Source organism: Microvirga ossetica, assembly GCF_002741015.1.
Taxonomy (GTDB): domain Bacteria; phylum Pseudomonadota; class Alphaproteobacteria; order Rhizobiales; family Beijerinckiaceae; genus Microvirga; species Microvirga ossetica.
Genome location: NZ_CP016616.1, coordinates 395,416 through 409,175, shown reverse-complemented (window position 1 = coordinate 409,175; position 13,760 = coordinate 395,416). Strand labels below are relative to the sequence as shown.

Annotated in this window: 7 protein-coding genes; 3 read left to right on the top strand and 4 right to left on the bottom strand. The window is 61.1% G+C overall.

The window, feature by feature from the left end; translation table 11 throughout:
* Positions 1-837: 837 nt before the first annotated feature.
* Genes BB934_RS01770 through BB934_RS01760 form a run of 3 tightly spaced genes read left to right on the top strand, consistent with a single transcriptional unit; the run spans position 838 to position 7,708 of the window.
* The gene (locus tag BB934_RS01770; RefSeq protein ID WP_099508102.1) at positions 838-4,494 is read left to right on the top strand and encodes a DEAD/DEAH box helicase; all 3,657 of its coding nucleotides are present in this window, start codon (positions 838-840) and stop codon (positions 4,492-4,494) included.
* A gap of 54 nt (positions 4,495-4,548) precedes the next feature.
* Entirely contained in the window at positions 4,549-6,729 is a 2,181-nt protein-coding gene (locus BB934_RS01765; RefSeq protein WP_099508101.1) for a YecA family protein, read from the top strand.
* Between the two features lie 49 nt (positions 6,730-6,778).
* Positions 6,779-7,708, top strand: a complete 930-nt coding sequence (locus tag BB934_RS01760; RefSeq protein WP_099508100.1) for an HNH endonuclease — start codon at positions 6,779-6,781, stop codon at positions 7,706-7,708.
* Positions 7,709-8,115: 407 nt separating this feature from the next.
* On the opposite strand, the gene BB934_RS01755 is transcribed toward BB934_RS01760, so the two are convergent.
* Genes BB934_RS01755 through BB934_RS01740 form a run of 4 tightly spaced genes read right to left on the bottom strand, consistent with a single transcriptional unit; the run spans position 8,116 to position 13,656 of the window.
* Positions 8,116-9,072, bottom strand: a complete 957-nt coding sequence (locus tag BB934_RS01755) for a ComEC/Rec2 family competence protein (RefSeq protein ID WP_099508099.1) — start codon at positions 9,070-9,072, stop codon at positions 8,116-8,118.
* Positions 9,072-10,235, bottom strand: a complete 1,164-nt coding sequence (locus tag BB934_RS01750; RefSeq protein WP_099508098.1) for a patatin-like phospholipase family protein — start codon at positions 10,233-10,235, stop codon at positions 9,072-9,074. The genes BB934_RS01755 and BB934_RS01750 overlap by 1 nt, the downstream gene beginning before the upstream one ends.
* Positions 10,232-12,520, bottom strand: coding sequence for a ThiF family adenylyltransferase (locus BB934_RS01745; protein WP_099508097.1), 2,289 nt, complete (start codon positions 12,518-12,520; stop codon positions 10,232-10,234). Before BB934_RS01745 ends, BB934_RS01750 begins: the two co-directional genes overlap by 4 nt.
* Positions 12,520-13,656 carry a ComEC/Rec2 family competence protein gene (locus BB934_RS01740; protein ID WP_099508096.1) on the bottom strand — a complete coding sequence of 379 codons (1,137 nt, stop codon included), beginning with the start codon at positions 13,654-13,656 and terminating at the stop codon, positions 12,520-12,522. Before BB934_RS01740 ends, BB934_RS01745 begins: the two co-directional genes overlap by 1 nt.
* Between the last annotated feature and the right edge of the window lie 104 nt (positions 13,657-13,760).

Genomic DNA, 13,760 nt, shown 5'->3' with positions numbered 1-13,760 from the left:
GCCAGAGGCGGGCTTTGGTACGAAGAGATCGTGCGCGCCTCTTCGGAGCAAGTTCCACAGGTAGTGACGCGATAGAACGCGCGCGCGTTTTTGAGCATGGCTGCCTCGTTGTGGAGGAGACCGAGTTTCGCAGCATCGGAGATTCCGACGCGCCTCAGTCTGCGCCATGCCAATCCCCGCTGGCGTCACCCTGCTCGCCTCAATGGCTCGCGCGGCCATTCGGCCTCGGGCTAGGGGTGTTCGAGCGTCACTGGTACGATGGCATGGCCCTACCAGCGGTGGCACCCTGGTTAAGATCGTCGTCCACGATCCCTGGTGCTGCTCAGACGAAGTGCCTGTGCCCCCTCGCTAAAGGGATGCAAACATGGCAACGATCGACATATTAGGGGCGTGGTCGCGCAAGTCAAGGCTAAGCTTAGGGTGGTTGGCGCAACGACTATGCCCAAGCACCTGCTTGCGAGGTTATTCAGGAAGGTGGCTCGGCAAACGCGCGCCTGCTGCCTCGGATCGGATCCCGGTTCGGGGTGGTCGAGCCGCAGACAATTGCTGCCCACGCGGTGCCGGCCCTCGTCGCGAGCGGTGGCGCGGTCGTCAGGGCCGCCTTCGTCGACCAATTCCAGACGCGGGCCGATGGGCACTTCACGGTGCACTGCCTGGAATAGACATGCGGCCTGGGGACAGGGCGAAGGGCTCACGACCAGATCCGTGGCAGCATCAGTCGCTGGCGATCTGCAGGCGAGTGACTGGCCAAACCTAAAACGGAATTGACACGCGGAGCTTCGCGGCTGACATCTCAGGAAACGGCTCTCACACGAGCTGAATAAGAGTGGTTAGTGTATGCCGGGGCAACGACCGTACTTCCAGAAGAAGATCACTGAACTCAAAGCGCTGTTCGAGGCTTCCCGCGGACATCGTGCGGTCCTGGAAGCACTGGTTGATGAGCTGGAGCACCGCAACGTGCCTAAGGCCAGGGATCTGGCGGTCGAGGTCGATGACGCTTTGTTGCATCTCAGGAGCGCCGAGGTCCAGGCCGAAGTAGCCGCAGGATCGCCGCACTCGACGCCCCGGAGGGCGGCACCGGAGCCGTCGCCGAGCGCAATCCTGCTGCCCTTTCCACGTCGTTCGGCACCTGAACCACCCGCCGGCGAACTGCGCTCGCACAAGCCGGCAGAACCACGTGAGACGCCGAGGCAACAGGCAACTCCTCCGACAGAGGACCTGGGGCCGCTGCCCACGTTTCCGAGTCCCAGGGGCGCTAACGAACCACGGGCCCTGCTCGCTGCATGGACGGCTCTGGAAGCCCTGTCTCCCCAAACCTACCGAAAGCCGGAGGATCTGGCTGCGGGGGATCGCCGGTGCGTTGCCGAACTGACTACCGGCCAGGTGCCGTGGGGTACGGGCGAGCGCTCACGTCCCAACAAGAAGCTCTACTATCAGGTGATCCTCGGGGCGATCGCGATGGACCGGGCGACCGATGAGCTCATGAAGGCCTTCGGGACCGACGAGGAGCGCAGCCGACGGGAGCGGGAGAAGGCGGCGATCGCAGCCGTGCTGGTGGACAAGGACGGCTTCGTGCTTGAGGACAACGCCATCGCCGTGTCCTCCTTCGTATGGGCCCTGCCGCATGCTCTGAAGCTCAATCTCGGGGGGCTCGGTGCATGGCCGCGAGTCGAACGGACCCTGCTCGACCGTGTCGACCAGATCGTGCGGCGCAAGGATCCCGACGGGAAGCCGTTGCCGCTGGACTTGGCCACCGTCCGGCGGGCGCACGATTGGCTCGTCGCCCAGTTCCAGCTTCCCGCACACCTCGTCGAGAAGCCGACATTCGCCCTGCGGGTCTATCACTACTACAAGTCCAAGACGCCGCCGGAGGCCTCACTCCTGAACTCCTTCTTCCTGGCCGACCTCGCCCGGGCGTCCGAACTCGTAGGCAACGGCAACTCCGGTCCGGGCCTGCGGCGCTACCTCGGCATGGAGCATCCCGGCAAGACCGAGGATGTCCTCGCCGACCTGAAGCTCATCGAGCCTGCGGTCGCCCCGGCCCAGATGCCTCCGTCGCGCTGGCCGTCACCGGGTGGTCACCCGCTCGTGCTGCTCCAGCAGGCTGCCGTGAACCTGGCTCGGTCCGAGCTTGGAGGCGGCGGTGGCATCATGGGCGTCAACGGCCCGCCGGGAACCGGAAAGACCACGCTGCTGCGCGACCTGGTCGCAAGCTGCGTCGTCGACCGTGCCGCCGCCATGGTGCGGTTCGATGATCCGGCTTCAGCCTTCACCAGCTCGGGACAGAAGTTATCAGTCGGAGGCAACGCCTTCCTCCACCTCTACCGGCTTGATCCCAGCCTCAAGGGGCATGAGATCCTGGTTGCGTCGAGCAACAACAAGGCCGTTGAGAACGTCAGCCGCGAGCTGCCCCTGAAGAAGGAGTTCGGCCGGCCAACCGAGGTCACCTACTTCCGCTCGATCAGCAACCGCCTCGCGAACTCCGTCGGGCTCGATGACGACGATGTGGATTCCGACATCAAGGCCGTCGAAACCTGGGGTCTGATCGCCGCCGTGCTCGGGAACGCGAAGAACCGGGCCGCCTTCCAGCAGAAGTTCTGGTGGGACGAGGAGTTCGGCTTCCGCGTCTATCTCAAGGCCGCCAAGGGAGAGTCCGCCGTCCGCGAGATCAAGGATCCCGTCACGGACCGGGTGATCGAACGGCGCACGCCCGAGGTGGTCGTCCGGGAGCAGCCGGCATCCGGAGATGCGGCCGCTGCATGCTGGCGCAAGGCCAGATCCCGGTTCAGGGCACTGAAGCGGGAGATCGAGGCCCAGCTCAAGCGCCTGGAGGAGCTTCGGGCTACCTGCCAACGTCTGCCCGGAGAGCGCGACAGGCTTGCCAAGCTCGAGGAGCAGCACGCAGCGCTTGAGCGGCAGGGTGCGGATGCTAGACGCGTGCTCGATGCGCACACCTCCGAACACGCGAAGCTGGCCGATGAGGTCAGGCGCCAGGAGACCGCCCAGGCAAGCCATACCCTGTTGCGCCCTGGATTCTTCGCACGCCTGTTCGGCACTGCCAGCTGGAAGGCGTGGTCGAGGGAGGCGAAGGAACTTGCCGATCGCACGAAGGGAACCCAGGCAAGGGCAGCAGCAGCAGAGAGGGCGAAGGCCGACGCCCGAGCCGTCTCCGACGCCTTGGCCAGCAGAGTCTCGGCCTCGGCGAAGGACCTAGCAAGCCAGAGGGATCTCGTATCCAGGCTCTGGCAGACGGTCGACATGGGCCGGGCGGAGATCGAGGACAGGCTCATCGACCAAGGCTTCTTCGGCGGCGATCACGAGAAGATCCACCTGACGGCTCCGTGGCTGCCTGACGCCCTCCAGCGCAAGCGCGAGGAACTCTTCATGGCTGCCCTGGAGGTCCAGAAGGCGTTCGTCGACGCCTCGGCCCAGAAGGTGCAGCATAACCTGGGTGCCCTGATGAGCGCCTTCACGGCAGGTGCGTTCCCGGAGGAGAAGAAGGCGCTGCTGGGCGACCTGTGGTCTACGCTCTTCATGGTCATCCCGGTCGTGTCGACCACGTTCGCGTCCGTCGACCGGATGCTCGGCGACCTGAAGCCGGGTAGTCTGGGGTGGCTTCTGATCGACGAGGCCGGTCAGGCGCTGCCGCAGGCTGCCATCGGGGCGATCATGCGGGCGAAGCGGTCCATCGTTGTCGGAGATCCGCTCCAGATCCCGCCGGTGGTCTCGCTGCCCGACCGCCTCACCGCCGAGATATGCACGTTCTTCAAGGTCGACATGGCCGAATGGGCGGCGCCGATCGCCTCCGCCCAGACGCTCGCGGACAAGGCCTCCAAGACGAAGGCGTCTTTCAGTTCGGACCAGGGCAGGCGGACTGTCGGGGTGCCGCTGCTGGTGCATCGCCGCTGCCAGGATCCCATGTTCAGGATCTCCAACGAGATCGCCTATGCCGGCGAGATGGTGCATGCCCCGAAACCGAAGGATCCTGGGCCAGTCGGCAGGCTGCTGGGCCAATCCTGCTGGTTCGACATCGACGGGACGGCGGAGACCAAGTGGTGTCCCGACGAGGGCGAGATCGTCGTCCGGATGCTGAGAGCGGTCGCCGCAGCCGGCATCACGTCGCCGGACATCTTCGTGATCACCCCGTTCAAGATCGTCGAGCAGGAGATGCGCCGGCGGCTCGAACGAGAGCGGGACATCTTCTCGACGTTTCAGGCACAGCCCGACGAGTGGGCACGCGATCGCGTCGGCACGATCCACACCTTCCAAGGCCGCGAGGCCGAGACGGTGATCCTCCTGCTCGGCGCTCCGAACGCGGGCCAGCATGGCGCGAGGAGATGGGCCGGCTCGGGACCCAACATCCTCAACGTGGCCGTCACGCGAGCGAAGCAGAACCTCTATGTGGTCGGATCATACGGCGCCTGGTCGGGAATCCCGAACTTCAGCGAGATGGCGCGGCTGCTGCCCCGCTCTCAAGTATCCAAGTCTCGTTAAATTCCTCCACACGTTAAGCGAAGCTATGCGTGCATCGGAAAGGTGGAGATAATTATGACTGCGCGTGCAGAACAGGAGATCTTCAATGACTTGGCTGAACTATGTGCCAGCCCGGGATACGCGCACGCAATAGCCTATCTCTGCTTCCGCGATCATGTTGTAGGCTATGGCGAAGCCCTCCAAGGCGATGATTACGCGCAACTCTTCTCACCTGGGCGGCTTATTCGCACCGAGATGACAACCCTCATCGGGTTAATGGTTCGCGCGCCGCGCGATCTGACGGTCCCCGGTATGAAGACGCTGGAAAATTATATCGAGCGCACCGAAGCCCTCCTGAAGGAGCTACAAGAGGCATTCGGAGAGCCCATCAAAGCTGAATTCCAGAAAGCGATTACGGATCCCAGTGGTGCCGAGAATTTCAATCCATTTGCCAATGCAGAGGTTCTACGGGAGTCGATCTTCTACAGTGCCGAGTCTGCATATAGCTTTCAGTACCGCGACCTGTCCGTCGAAAGGTATGCTCGCGACGAAGAGTGGTTCAGGGAAAACAAAGGCTTTACACCAGATGAAGCACGAAAAATTGTTTCTGCGCTTGAGGACTTCCTGAACGACAATCTAGCCAAGACATTGCAGGGCATGAACAAGATCTGGCCGGAAACGTGGATCTTCCTTCCGGGATTCCAATTTACCATCAATGATCTCACGGCAAAATCAGGCTTGCCGGAAGCAACGGTCAGTGCCGTTGTCGATGCGTTTACATGCCCGGAAGATGGCAACCCGACCTTCACATCGTTCAATGAGTTCAATGCCGTCAACGGGTACCCCATCCTTAAAGCCGACGGTAATAACCGCATCCTGTTTCTTTATGTGAGCTTGGCAGAGGCCCTGTACGACACGCCATTCTACTGGATGATCCGCGACAAAACTTACGCGAGCATCGCAACGGAGAATCGAGGTGGTTTCACCGAAGAGTTCACCGCGGCGCGCCTGCAACGCGTGTTCGGTGCCGACAAGGTTTTACTTAATGTCGATCTCTGGGAGACCAGCGCGCGCAAGAAGAAGCTTGGTGAAATTGATGCGTTGGTGTTGTTTGGTGACCGTGCCATTGTCGTCCAGGCCAAGTCGAAGAAACTGACGCTGGAAGCCCGCAAAGGTAATGATCTCCAACTGAAGAAGGATTTCAAGGCTGCCGTCCAAGAGGCATGCGACCAGGCGGTCCTTTGCAGTCAGCATCTGCTCGCGGGAACCTCGTTCCTTGCTGAGCGTTCAGGCGGCGAGGTCAAGCTCGCCGGGGTTCTGAGAAAGATCCATCCCGTTTGCGTCGTCTCCGACCATTACCCGGCCTTGAGCTTCCAAGCCCAGCAATTCCTTTCCTTCCATCCGGTCGACCACATCGAGCAGCCGCTCGTATGCGACGTGTTCTTTATCGACGTCGTGACCGAGTTTCTGGAAACACCGCTTCGCCTTCTCAGCTATCTCGAATTGCGGGCGAAAGCCGCCAACAATGTCAGTCTCAGCCATGAGATCGTGGCTCTGGGTTTCCACCTCAAGCAAAACCTTTGGCTCGGTGAGTACGACTTCATAGCGTTGCAAGATGACATTTCCGCTGATCTGGACATAGCGATGGCGGCCCGGCGTCAGGGTATTCCCGGCGAAAAGGACCCTCCTGGGATTATGACGGAACTAAAGGGTACAGCCATCGGTCGCCTCATCGAGGAGATCGAAAATCGCTCCGACCCTGGAGCAATCGGCATCGGCCTCGAACTCCTTAAGCTCAGCGGCGATAGCGCGAATACATTGAGCCGGTTGATCGACAAAATCGTGACTGACGCCACCAGAGATGGGAAGAACCACGACGCCTCCATAACCTACGGAGAAGAAGGCAGTGGGATTACGGTCCATTGCAATGCGATGCCTGACGAGACCGCAGGGCCACAACTCAAACGCCATTGCGAACGCCGCAAGTACAGCGTCAAGGCAAGCACTTGGTCTGGACTTGTTATCCGACCGGGTGATGGAGCCGTCCGCTTCGGTCTGATGCTCAATTATCCCTGGCAGCATGATGCCGCAATGGATGCAGCCACAGCGAAGATGGCGACGCCAAAACCAATAGAGGACATCTTGAAATCCATTAGTGGGGCGAGAAAGCGCAAGATAGGGCGCAACGATCCCTGCTATTGTGGCAGCCGACTCAAATACAAGAGATGCCATCTGTTGAAAGAGGGCGTCCGTTGATGCCCCTCTAACGGAGTTCGGGCTCCTTGGGCAAAGATCGGGGGAGAAAGTGGAGGCGGATTATCCCTACGCAGCCTTCAATGCGTCGCGGGGCACATCTTACAAGGATCGAATCGAGGAGCGGTATCATTTCTCCGAGCAGCTCCTGAAACCCGCCCGGATGTCAGTGGGCAAGCGGATTGTCTATTACGAGCCCCGGCGTGCCGACAAAGGCCGTGGCCGCAATATTTACTTTGCCACAGCTCGGGTGCTGAAGGTTGTCCCAGACGACGAGACCGGACTCTCAGACCACTACTTCGCGCTCGTTGACCAATTCCTGCCGTTCCAGCGCCCAGTGCCACTCCGGCGCCCCGATGGCACTTACTGGGAGAGTCGGATTAAGCACCCGTCCAGCGCCAAGGGACTGCTGCAGAACTCAATTCGAGGCCTACCGGCTCAGGATTTCGCCCACATTGTGATTGCAGGTCTCGGCGAGCTCTTTGACCAGTCCAAGGTGGCACTGCATGATCTGGACGACGCCCTGCGGGATCCGGAGACAGGAGAACTCCTACGCCTTGCTCCTGGCGAGCGCGAGCGACGCGTTGAGCAGTACCTCATCAATCGCTCGGTGCGAGACGCTATGTTCCGCCTGAATGTGCGGGAAGCCTATGGTTATCGGTGCGCCGTCACAGGGCTGGAGATCCGGAACGGCGGTGGTCGTCCCGAGGTACATGCCGCTCACATCTGGGCGGTGGAGGACGGTGGGCCGGACATGGTCCAGAACGGCATTGCCCTAAGCCAAACCTTCCACTGGATGTTCGACCGGGGCCTGATCGGCATTCGAGCCGACTATTCGTTGATCCTTTCACATAACAAGGTGCCGCCGGAGCTTCGCGGCCTGATCGGTGAGCGGGAGAGACAGATTCTCTTGCCGCAGGATCGAGCTCTTCACCCCGACCCGTATTTCCTGGCGAAGCACCGGGCAAAGCACTGCTTGTAAGGGTAGATTATCCCACGGCCAGCTCCAGTGTTCGGCGACACACGAGTTTCTACCCTCGGCCGTGGGCATCGGCCTTCCGCCCGCCGAGAATGCACGCATGACCGGGTAATATGGGCTGCGGACCTTCAGGTGCCGCCTCTTGCGGATTGTGTTTCAATCCCCATATCAGGTTTACCCCAGTGACATCGTATGTGGACTACGAAGCGGCGGGCGTCACCACCTGCCTCGATGAGGCCGTGCCAGGACAGATGTACTCCGGCGCGGCCTGTTCCTGCGCTTGCCTGACGATGCAGGCGCCCGTCTGGACCCCAATCAGCCCAGGCCCGTAGTGCGCGAGGCAGGAGGTGCGGCAGCACCCCGCCCGTTCGCCCCGGAGCCTGGGCTTTCTCGTTCGTACTGCGCTCCTTCTACCGGAGATTCAGATAGTGAGGTCGCGGCATCATCCTCTGTCGGATGGTATCCTCGTTAAAAGAAAGGAGCTGTGCCTTCTTTGATCTAAAATCACAGCTTGAGGAAATTTCCTTCGAGTTTCCTTTGAGATTGATGGCTCGGTAGTGTCCTGTGTGGTCACCAATGGATTTAACAATAATGTCCCCGGTCTTTGTAGTCATCAGACGGACGCCGTAATCAAAGAGAAGATCCCGTATCTCTTGACGCGGGTGGTCATATTGATTGGCATAGTCAGCGGAACAGATAGCCAGCTTCGGACGAAGCCGGGCTATGAAATCTTTATTGGTAAACCCATTGTCGGCCCCGTGGTGGGCCAAGATCATTACATCGGTTTGTTCTTTCAGGATCCGCCCCCGTCTGAGACGGGCTGAGATCCGGTGATCCTCAACATCGCCCAGGCTCAGAACGTTGAAGCTTCCTCCCCGAAAATGCTTCACCGTCGAGTTGTTGTTCGCACAATTCAGGTCGATCCATTTCGGATTGTAGAAGGTATCCCGGAAGGCGAGTTCTTCGGCCTTTGAGAGGCTTGAGATGTACGCCGGGGTGATAGCGCGGATCTCTGTCCCGCGATTGGAGAAGCGCCGGCTGATGCGGTAGTTTTCAATGGTCTTCAAGGACTTCTTGGCGGACTCCGAGTAGGGTTCGTAGCCGGGACACTCGATCTTGGCTGGGTGGATGAGGTTGAGGAGATCCTCAAGCTCACAATGGTTGCAGTGGTCGGTGTCCCAGCTCGTTATATGCAATGTATCGGCACCGTCCAACCCGCAACGTTGCATCTCATAGACGAGAGATGGTCGGCTCTGCGCTGTCAGGCGTGCCTCCAAAACGGTGAAATGTCCCCCCGCGAAGAAGGAGAACGACGAACCCGAGCATCCCAACTGATACGCACGGAAACGGGTTGTGATGCTTCTCATCAGGCTGACCAGGCATAGGGTTGGGGGAACTCGGTAGGAAGGCGGACCGAAAGGGTCGCATCGGCAGCCTCAAAGCCATGACGGGCGATCCGGTCGAAGAGATCCTTTGAGGGAGCCTTCAGATCGGTGGGATGCGTGAGCGCGAGCCGGCTTTCCTCGTCCGAGAGGTAAAGGTCGTAGTCGTCGCGGCCGCGTTTGACCTGGATGTCGATATCGCGCACCGAGTTGCCCATTTTGATGAGCGCCCCTCGAATGGTTCCGGCCTCGAAGTCTCGGACCAGCATCCGAGACCGCAGCGCGCGGATTTGATCGCTGGCAATATTAAACAGCCTGGGGGACGAGAGCCCTTCTGGGCGAAGTCTTTGCAGCAATCCAACCGGCGGACGTAGGGGCCCCGACGCATCGCTGCAGATCAACAGGTCGCACTCCTTCAGTTGTGCGCCCGGCTTATAGAGGAACTCCAGCCCCAGGTTCTCGTAAGCCCCTCCGTCCCACAAGCGTACCCGCGGCATTGCAGGAGTTGTTTTCGCGAGTGGGGTCCTCGTGGCCGGATCAGTCCGGTGCCAGCCCTCCGATGGGAGATCGAACGCAAGAGCGCCAATGGCGTAGGGCACGGCTGCCGAAGCCGCAGCAGCCGCGGCGACCTTGTAGGAAGGGTTGTAGTGCCTCCCAAAGGTCCAGTCACCCATCTCTCGCTGGGAGAACCTCCAATTTTTGCCTGTCTCGATGCAGGTCGTGTTAATCGCCCAGATCGGGTGGACCGGAAGGTCCGAAAGCATCGCAGTGATCCCCCAACTGCTTTCGAGGAGCCTTGCAAGCAGATCGGCGCGATTGAAGGCGACGCGGTGACTGTGTCGGACCGCGCCGAGCCAGCCAACGGCCGCAAAGCTGAATAGGTCCCGAGAGGTCAGGAGGTCTCGGAGTTTTGGATAGACTTCAGAGCGATAGGCCACAGACGCTGGCCACACCCACTCGGAGTGCGCGAAGATAGCCGCCGTCACGAGGCTCCCGCCTGAGACAGTCGAGAGATGAGAAACGCTTTCCAGCAGGTTTTCCTCCGCCAATCGACGGAGGACCCCCAGATGAAACACCGCAGCTCTGATACCGCCACCTGAGAGGGCCAAACCCAACTTCGGACGCGGGTTAGGGATCGGAAGGTTCATTGCACTGCTCCGGTGGCATTGATGATGACCAAGGGCTCGTCGCCACCGAGCAGGCCGGCCGTATGGATCCGGATACCGTCGTCTCCGACGATGGCCATGACGCCGGGCAGCCCGTTCATGTCGAGAACGCGGGCCAGTTCACCAAGTTGGGAGAGGTCCGTCAGGCTTGGGGTTGTGGGGTGACCTGCGGGGTGGGAGTGCCACTCGCCCACATAAGTGAGCTGACCTCCGGTTTCCGCAGAGGCGTGGCCGATCTTCTCGCGAAGGCCGGCGATGCCGCGCTCGAATGCGGCCGGGTCTCCCTTGCTGTCCTCGGGGGCGTCCAGTGCCGAGCACACGTGGATCGTGCGGGCCTCCATGTCGACGACACCAAGCAGGACGCCCCCGGTTTCGGCCGGGAGCGCTTGCTGCCGACGGCTTTCGAGCACGGCCTTCAGGTCATAGGAAAGCGACAGGCTCCAACCTCCCACATCGAACCGATGCCACTTGACGGCGTGAGCTCGGATGCAATGCATCCCGCCGTCCGCAAGGCGCCAGACTGTGACGGCCCCATCGTCGCCGTCGAGGGCTTCCTTGACCCCCATGGCGATTGCTGCCGAGAGCGCTGCGACACGCGTCTCGGGCATCCGGTTCGTGGCTTGTCGGCACGCTCCGGAATAGGCGATGCGCTCCTCCGTCATCCGCAAGTGACTGATGAGGTGCGGATCCTGCACGACCATTCCATAGTGCTGGGCTTCCAAGTCGCGCAGGGTGGATTGGCGATCAGCGGGCTCCACAAGGAGGACGGCGTCGGTCCCATCCGGGTTGAAAAAGAACGACATGCGGCGAACGGCAGATGGAGCGCCTGCAGAGAGATGCCGGCTGACAGTTATTGATGCGGAAGCATCGAAGATCAGTTCGGAGGAGGCGAGCGCCGCTTGAACCTCCTCATGCCTCGGCCCGTTGCCCAGCGCGTTAGCTACGACGTAACGGGTGTCGGTGACGGCGAGGATCTCGTCGAGGGTCGATGCAAGAGCCCGAGCCTTCGAAATTCCGACGGCCTCTGGGTAAAGGACGTGGCGCACGGCGTTGTGGGGGAGGAAGTGATCGTCGTCGATCACGGTCCAGGAGAACATCCCCTCTCGCGCGAGGAAGCTGGCAACGTGCGAGCCGACGGCGCCCGCGCCAACCATCACCACGGCGCGTTGGTCAATGCTCTCTCGACCTGAGACGATGGTCGCCAATTCGCGGTCGTAGCCGATGTGCAGCTCGCCCGGGATCAGATCATGGTCCAGCGGGCCGGTCGAGCTGGAGAAGAGAAGCCGCCCATAAACGCCGTCAGGTGATTTTTCCAAGCAGCCGATGCTTTCGCCGATTTCCGCGACGGTAGAGCGCGAGAAGAAGCCCCGGAGGTCTGTGCCAGCCGTTGTCGATCCCGCCTCGTCCTGCATTGGGAACGCGACGATCACGCCGAGCCTGGCACTCAGAGGCCTATCGCTGATGGGAGCGCTATCCCGTGCCTGCCCCATCTCGGCCCAGATCCGTTTCCGGAGTTCAGAGATGAGGTCCACCCCAAGCGGAGAGAGCAGGTCGACGAGCTCGCCCAAGGTCCGGGGTGGAAACCTGATCTGCCCTTGATGCTGCGGGGGAACACCCAATCCAAGCACCATCATGGGAACCCGGTTGAAGCCCTTCGGCACTGGGCCTGTGGTCGCGAGGAGAACCTCACGCTGCGCCTCCGCTTCAACCCGGTAGAGGGAGAGCCCGACCGGCTCCTCCGAGACGCGCGCCAACACACTGCGCGGAAGCACAACAATGGGGCCGAGACTGGCAAAAAGCGGATACGGAGCGCGATCCTGTCCATGCAATTGGCCCCGCGCGGTCATGGCGAGCCAATTCTGGATCCGAACCAGGAAGTCGCTTGGCGTCCAACTCAGCCGAGCTTCGCTCCAGGGTCGGTCATCAATGCAGAGGTACAGTGGATCGGACGGCGAGCCAGTGCACGAGTGGGGCGCAGGCGGAAAATCCTCGCGGATCGAGAACACGCCAGGCAGGTCCTGGGCCTCGAAGCGAAGCGCCAAAGGCTCGACAGCCTTGAGGGGATGAACGAACTGCTGCGGCCGGTCGACATGCACCCTGACAATGAGAGCCTCAGCGCCCCCAAGAGCGCGCCGAGCCTCGATCAGACGATACCCCTGTGTGTCACCATCACGGAGCAGCCGCGCGACCGCAATCGCGCGGGGATGCGACAGCGCATCGATTTCGAGAGGGGGGCCGAAAACGTCGTCGAGAGATTGAGGTGCCATCAACCAGCCCTCATCGGAGTGGCCGCTACGTAGTCAGACGGGAGCGCCGCGGTGGCGACAAACGACGCGCCAGCGGTCGTAATGGACACCTGGCAGGGCTTCGGATTACGACGCGGGGAGTGATGCATCGTGACCTCGAACTGGCCGTCCACCTCGGCCGCGACGTCTTCGTAATAGGCAGCGGCCTGTCGGTGTGGGGGACGGACGTTCTTGTCGCGCTCAGAACCCTTTCCGGGATTGATCTCGCTCGTGGAAACCATGATCCCGCGGGGCTCCGCCTGCTCCTCACACAGCCAGCGCACATCCTCAATAGGGGTGGTCTTATCGACGCCCTTGTCGTTGCAGTTCAACGACTTGTAGCTGCAGTGATGCGGGATCTTGAAAACATGCCAGCGGAGACGATCCTCGTTCTTATGCCGCTTTGAGGTCTGCACGATGTGGCTCAGTGTGTCCGCATTGACGTCGGAGGCGAACAGGACTTTGGTGTCGGTCATGCCCTCGCGGAATACGGCCTGAAAGACGACGGCATCCTCGTTCCTCTCCTCGACTTCACGGTCATTGAGACGCCATGCCAGAGGGTTGTGAATGAAGATCTCAACACCCCCAGCGGCGTTGAGGTCGTCAAAGCCAGGCACTAGCTTGCCGGCGTCCGTGATCAGATGGAGACGACCTTCGAGGCGGATACCATTGTCCTCACAGAATTTGCGCAGGCGCCCTGGTCGGGAAAACACACGGATGCCCTTGCCCTGGATGAAGCGATGACGAGCCTCCTGCCGGATGATTTTGGCATCGCCTTCGCATCCTTCCTCAGTGAGGGCAGCCGCCGGAACCCAGAGCTCTTTCATCTTGATGCGGCCGTTACCCTGGTAGCTGGTCCACCGCTCGAAATGAAAGAAGTCGCCGGCGCCCATCGTGTGGTCCGCGTCCAGATGGGTGAAGAGGACGACGTCGAAGTAGTCGCGCGCTTTGGCCCGGAGGTCGTTCCGAAGGGCGGTGGGAAGATCGATACAGGGATCCGCGGCGTCGTTCGGGTTACGCATGTCGGCGTAATCGACGAGAAGCTTGCGGCCATCCTTCAGGTCGATGCGCGTCGAGTCAGCGTTGTTGAGCGGGTGGAAGGTCAAAGTCACTGTCATTTGCCGAATCCTTCAAGCCCGGCCGGGACCTCGTCCTAACGGCCAGGCTGTTCATCGTTTGTTCGAGTAACCAGTTGACGCGCGCCAAGAGCGCCCATCAGCCC

Excerpts from the sequence above, each read along its gene's own strand:
- BB934_RS01770 (WP_099508102.1), top strand. The coding sequence starts at position 838 with ATGCCGGGGCAACGACCGTACTTCCAGAAGAAGATCACTGAACTCAAA.
- BB934_RS01765 (WP_099508101.1), top strand. The coding sequence starts at position 4,549 with ATGACTGCGCGTGCAGAACAGGAGATCTTCAATGACTTGGCTGAACTA.
- BB934_RS01755 (WP_099508099.1), bottom strand. The coding sequence starts at position 9,072 with ATGAGAAGCATCACAACCCGTTTCCGTGCGTATCAGTTGGGATGCTCG.
- BB934_RS01750 (WP_099508098.1), bottom strand. The coding sequence starts at position 10,235 with ATGAACCTTCCGATCCCTAACCCGCGTCCGAAGTTGGGTTTGGCCCTC.
- BB934_RS01745 (WP_099508097.1), bottom strand. The coding sequence starts at position 12,520 with ATGGCACCTCAATCTCTCGACGACGTTTTCGGCCCCCCTCTCGAAATC.
- BB934_RS01740 (WP_099508096.1), bottom strand. The coding sequence starts at position 13,656 with ATGACAGTGACTTTGACCTTCCACCCGCTCAACAACGCTGACTCGACG.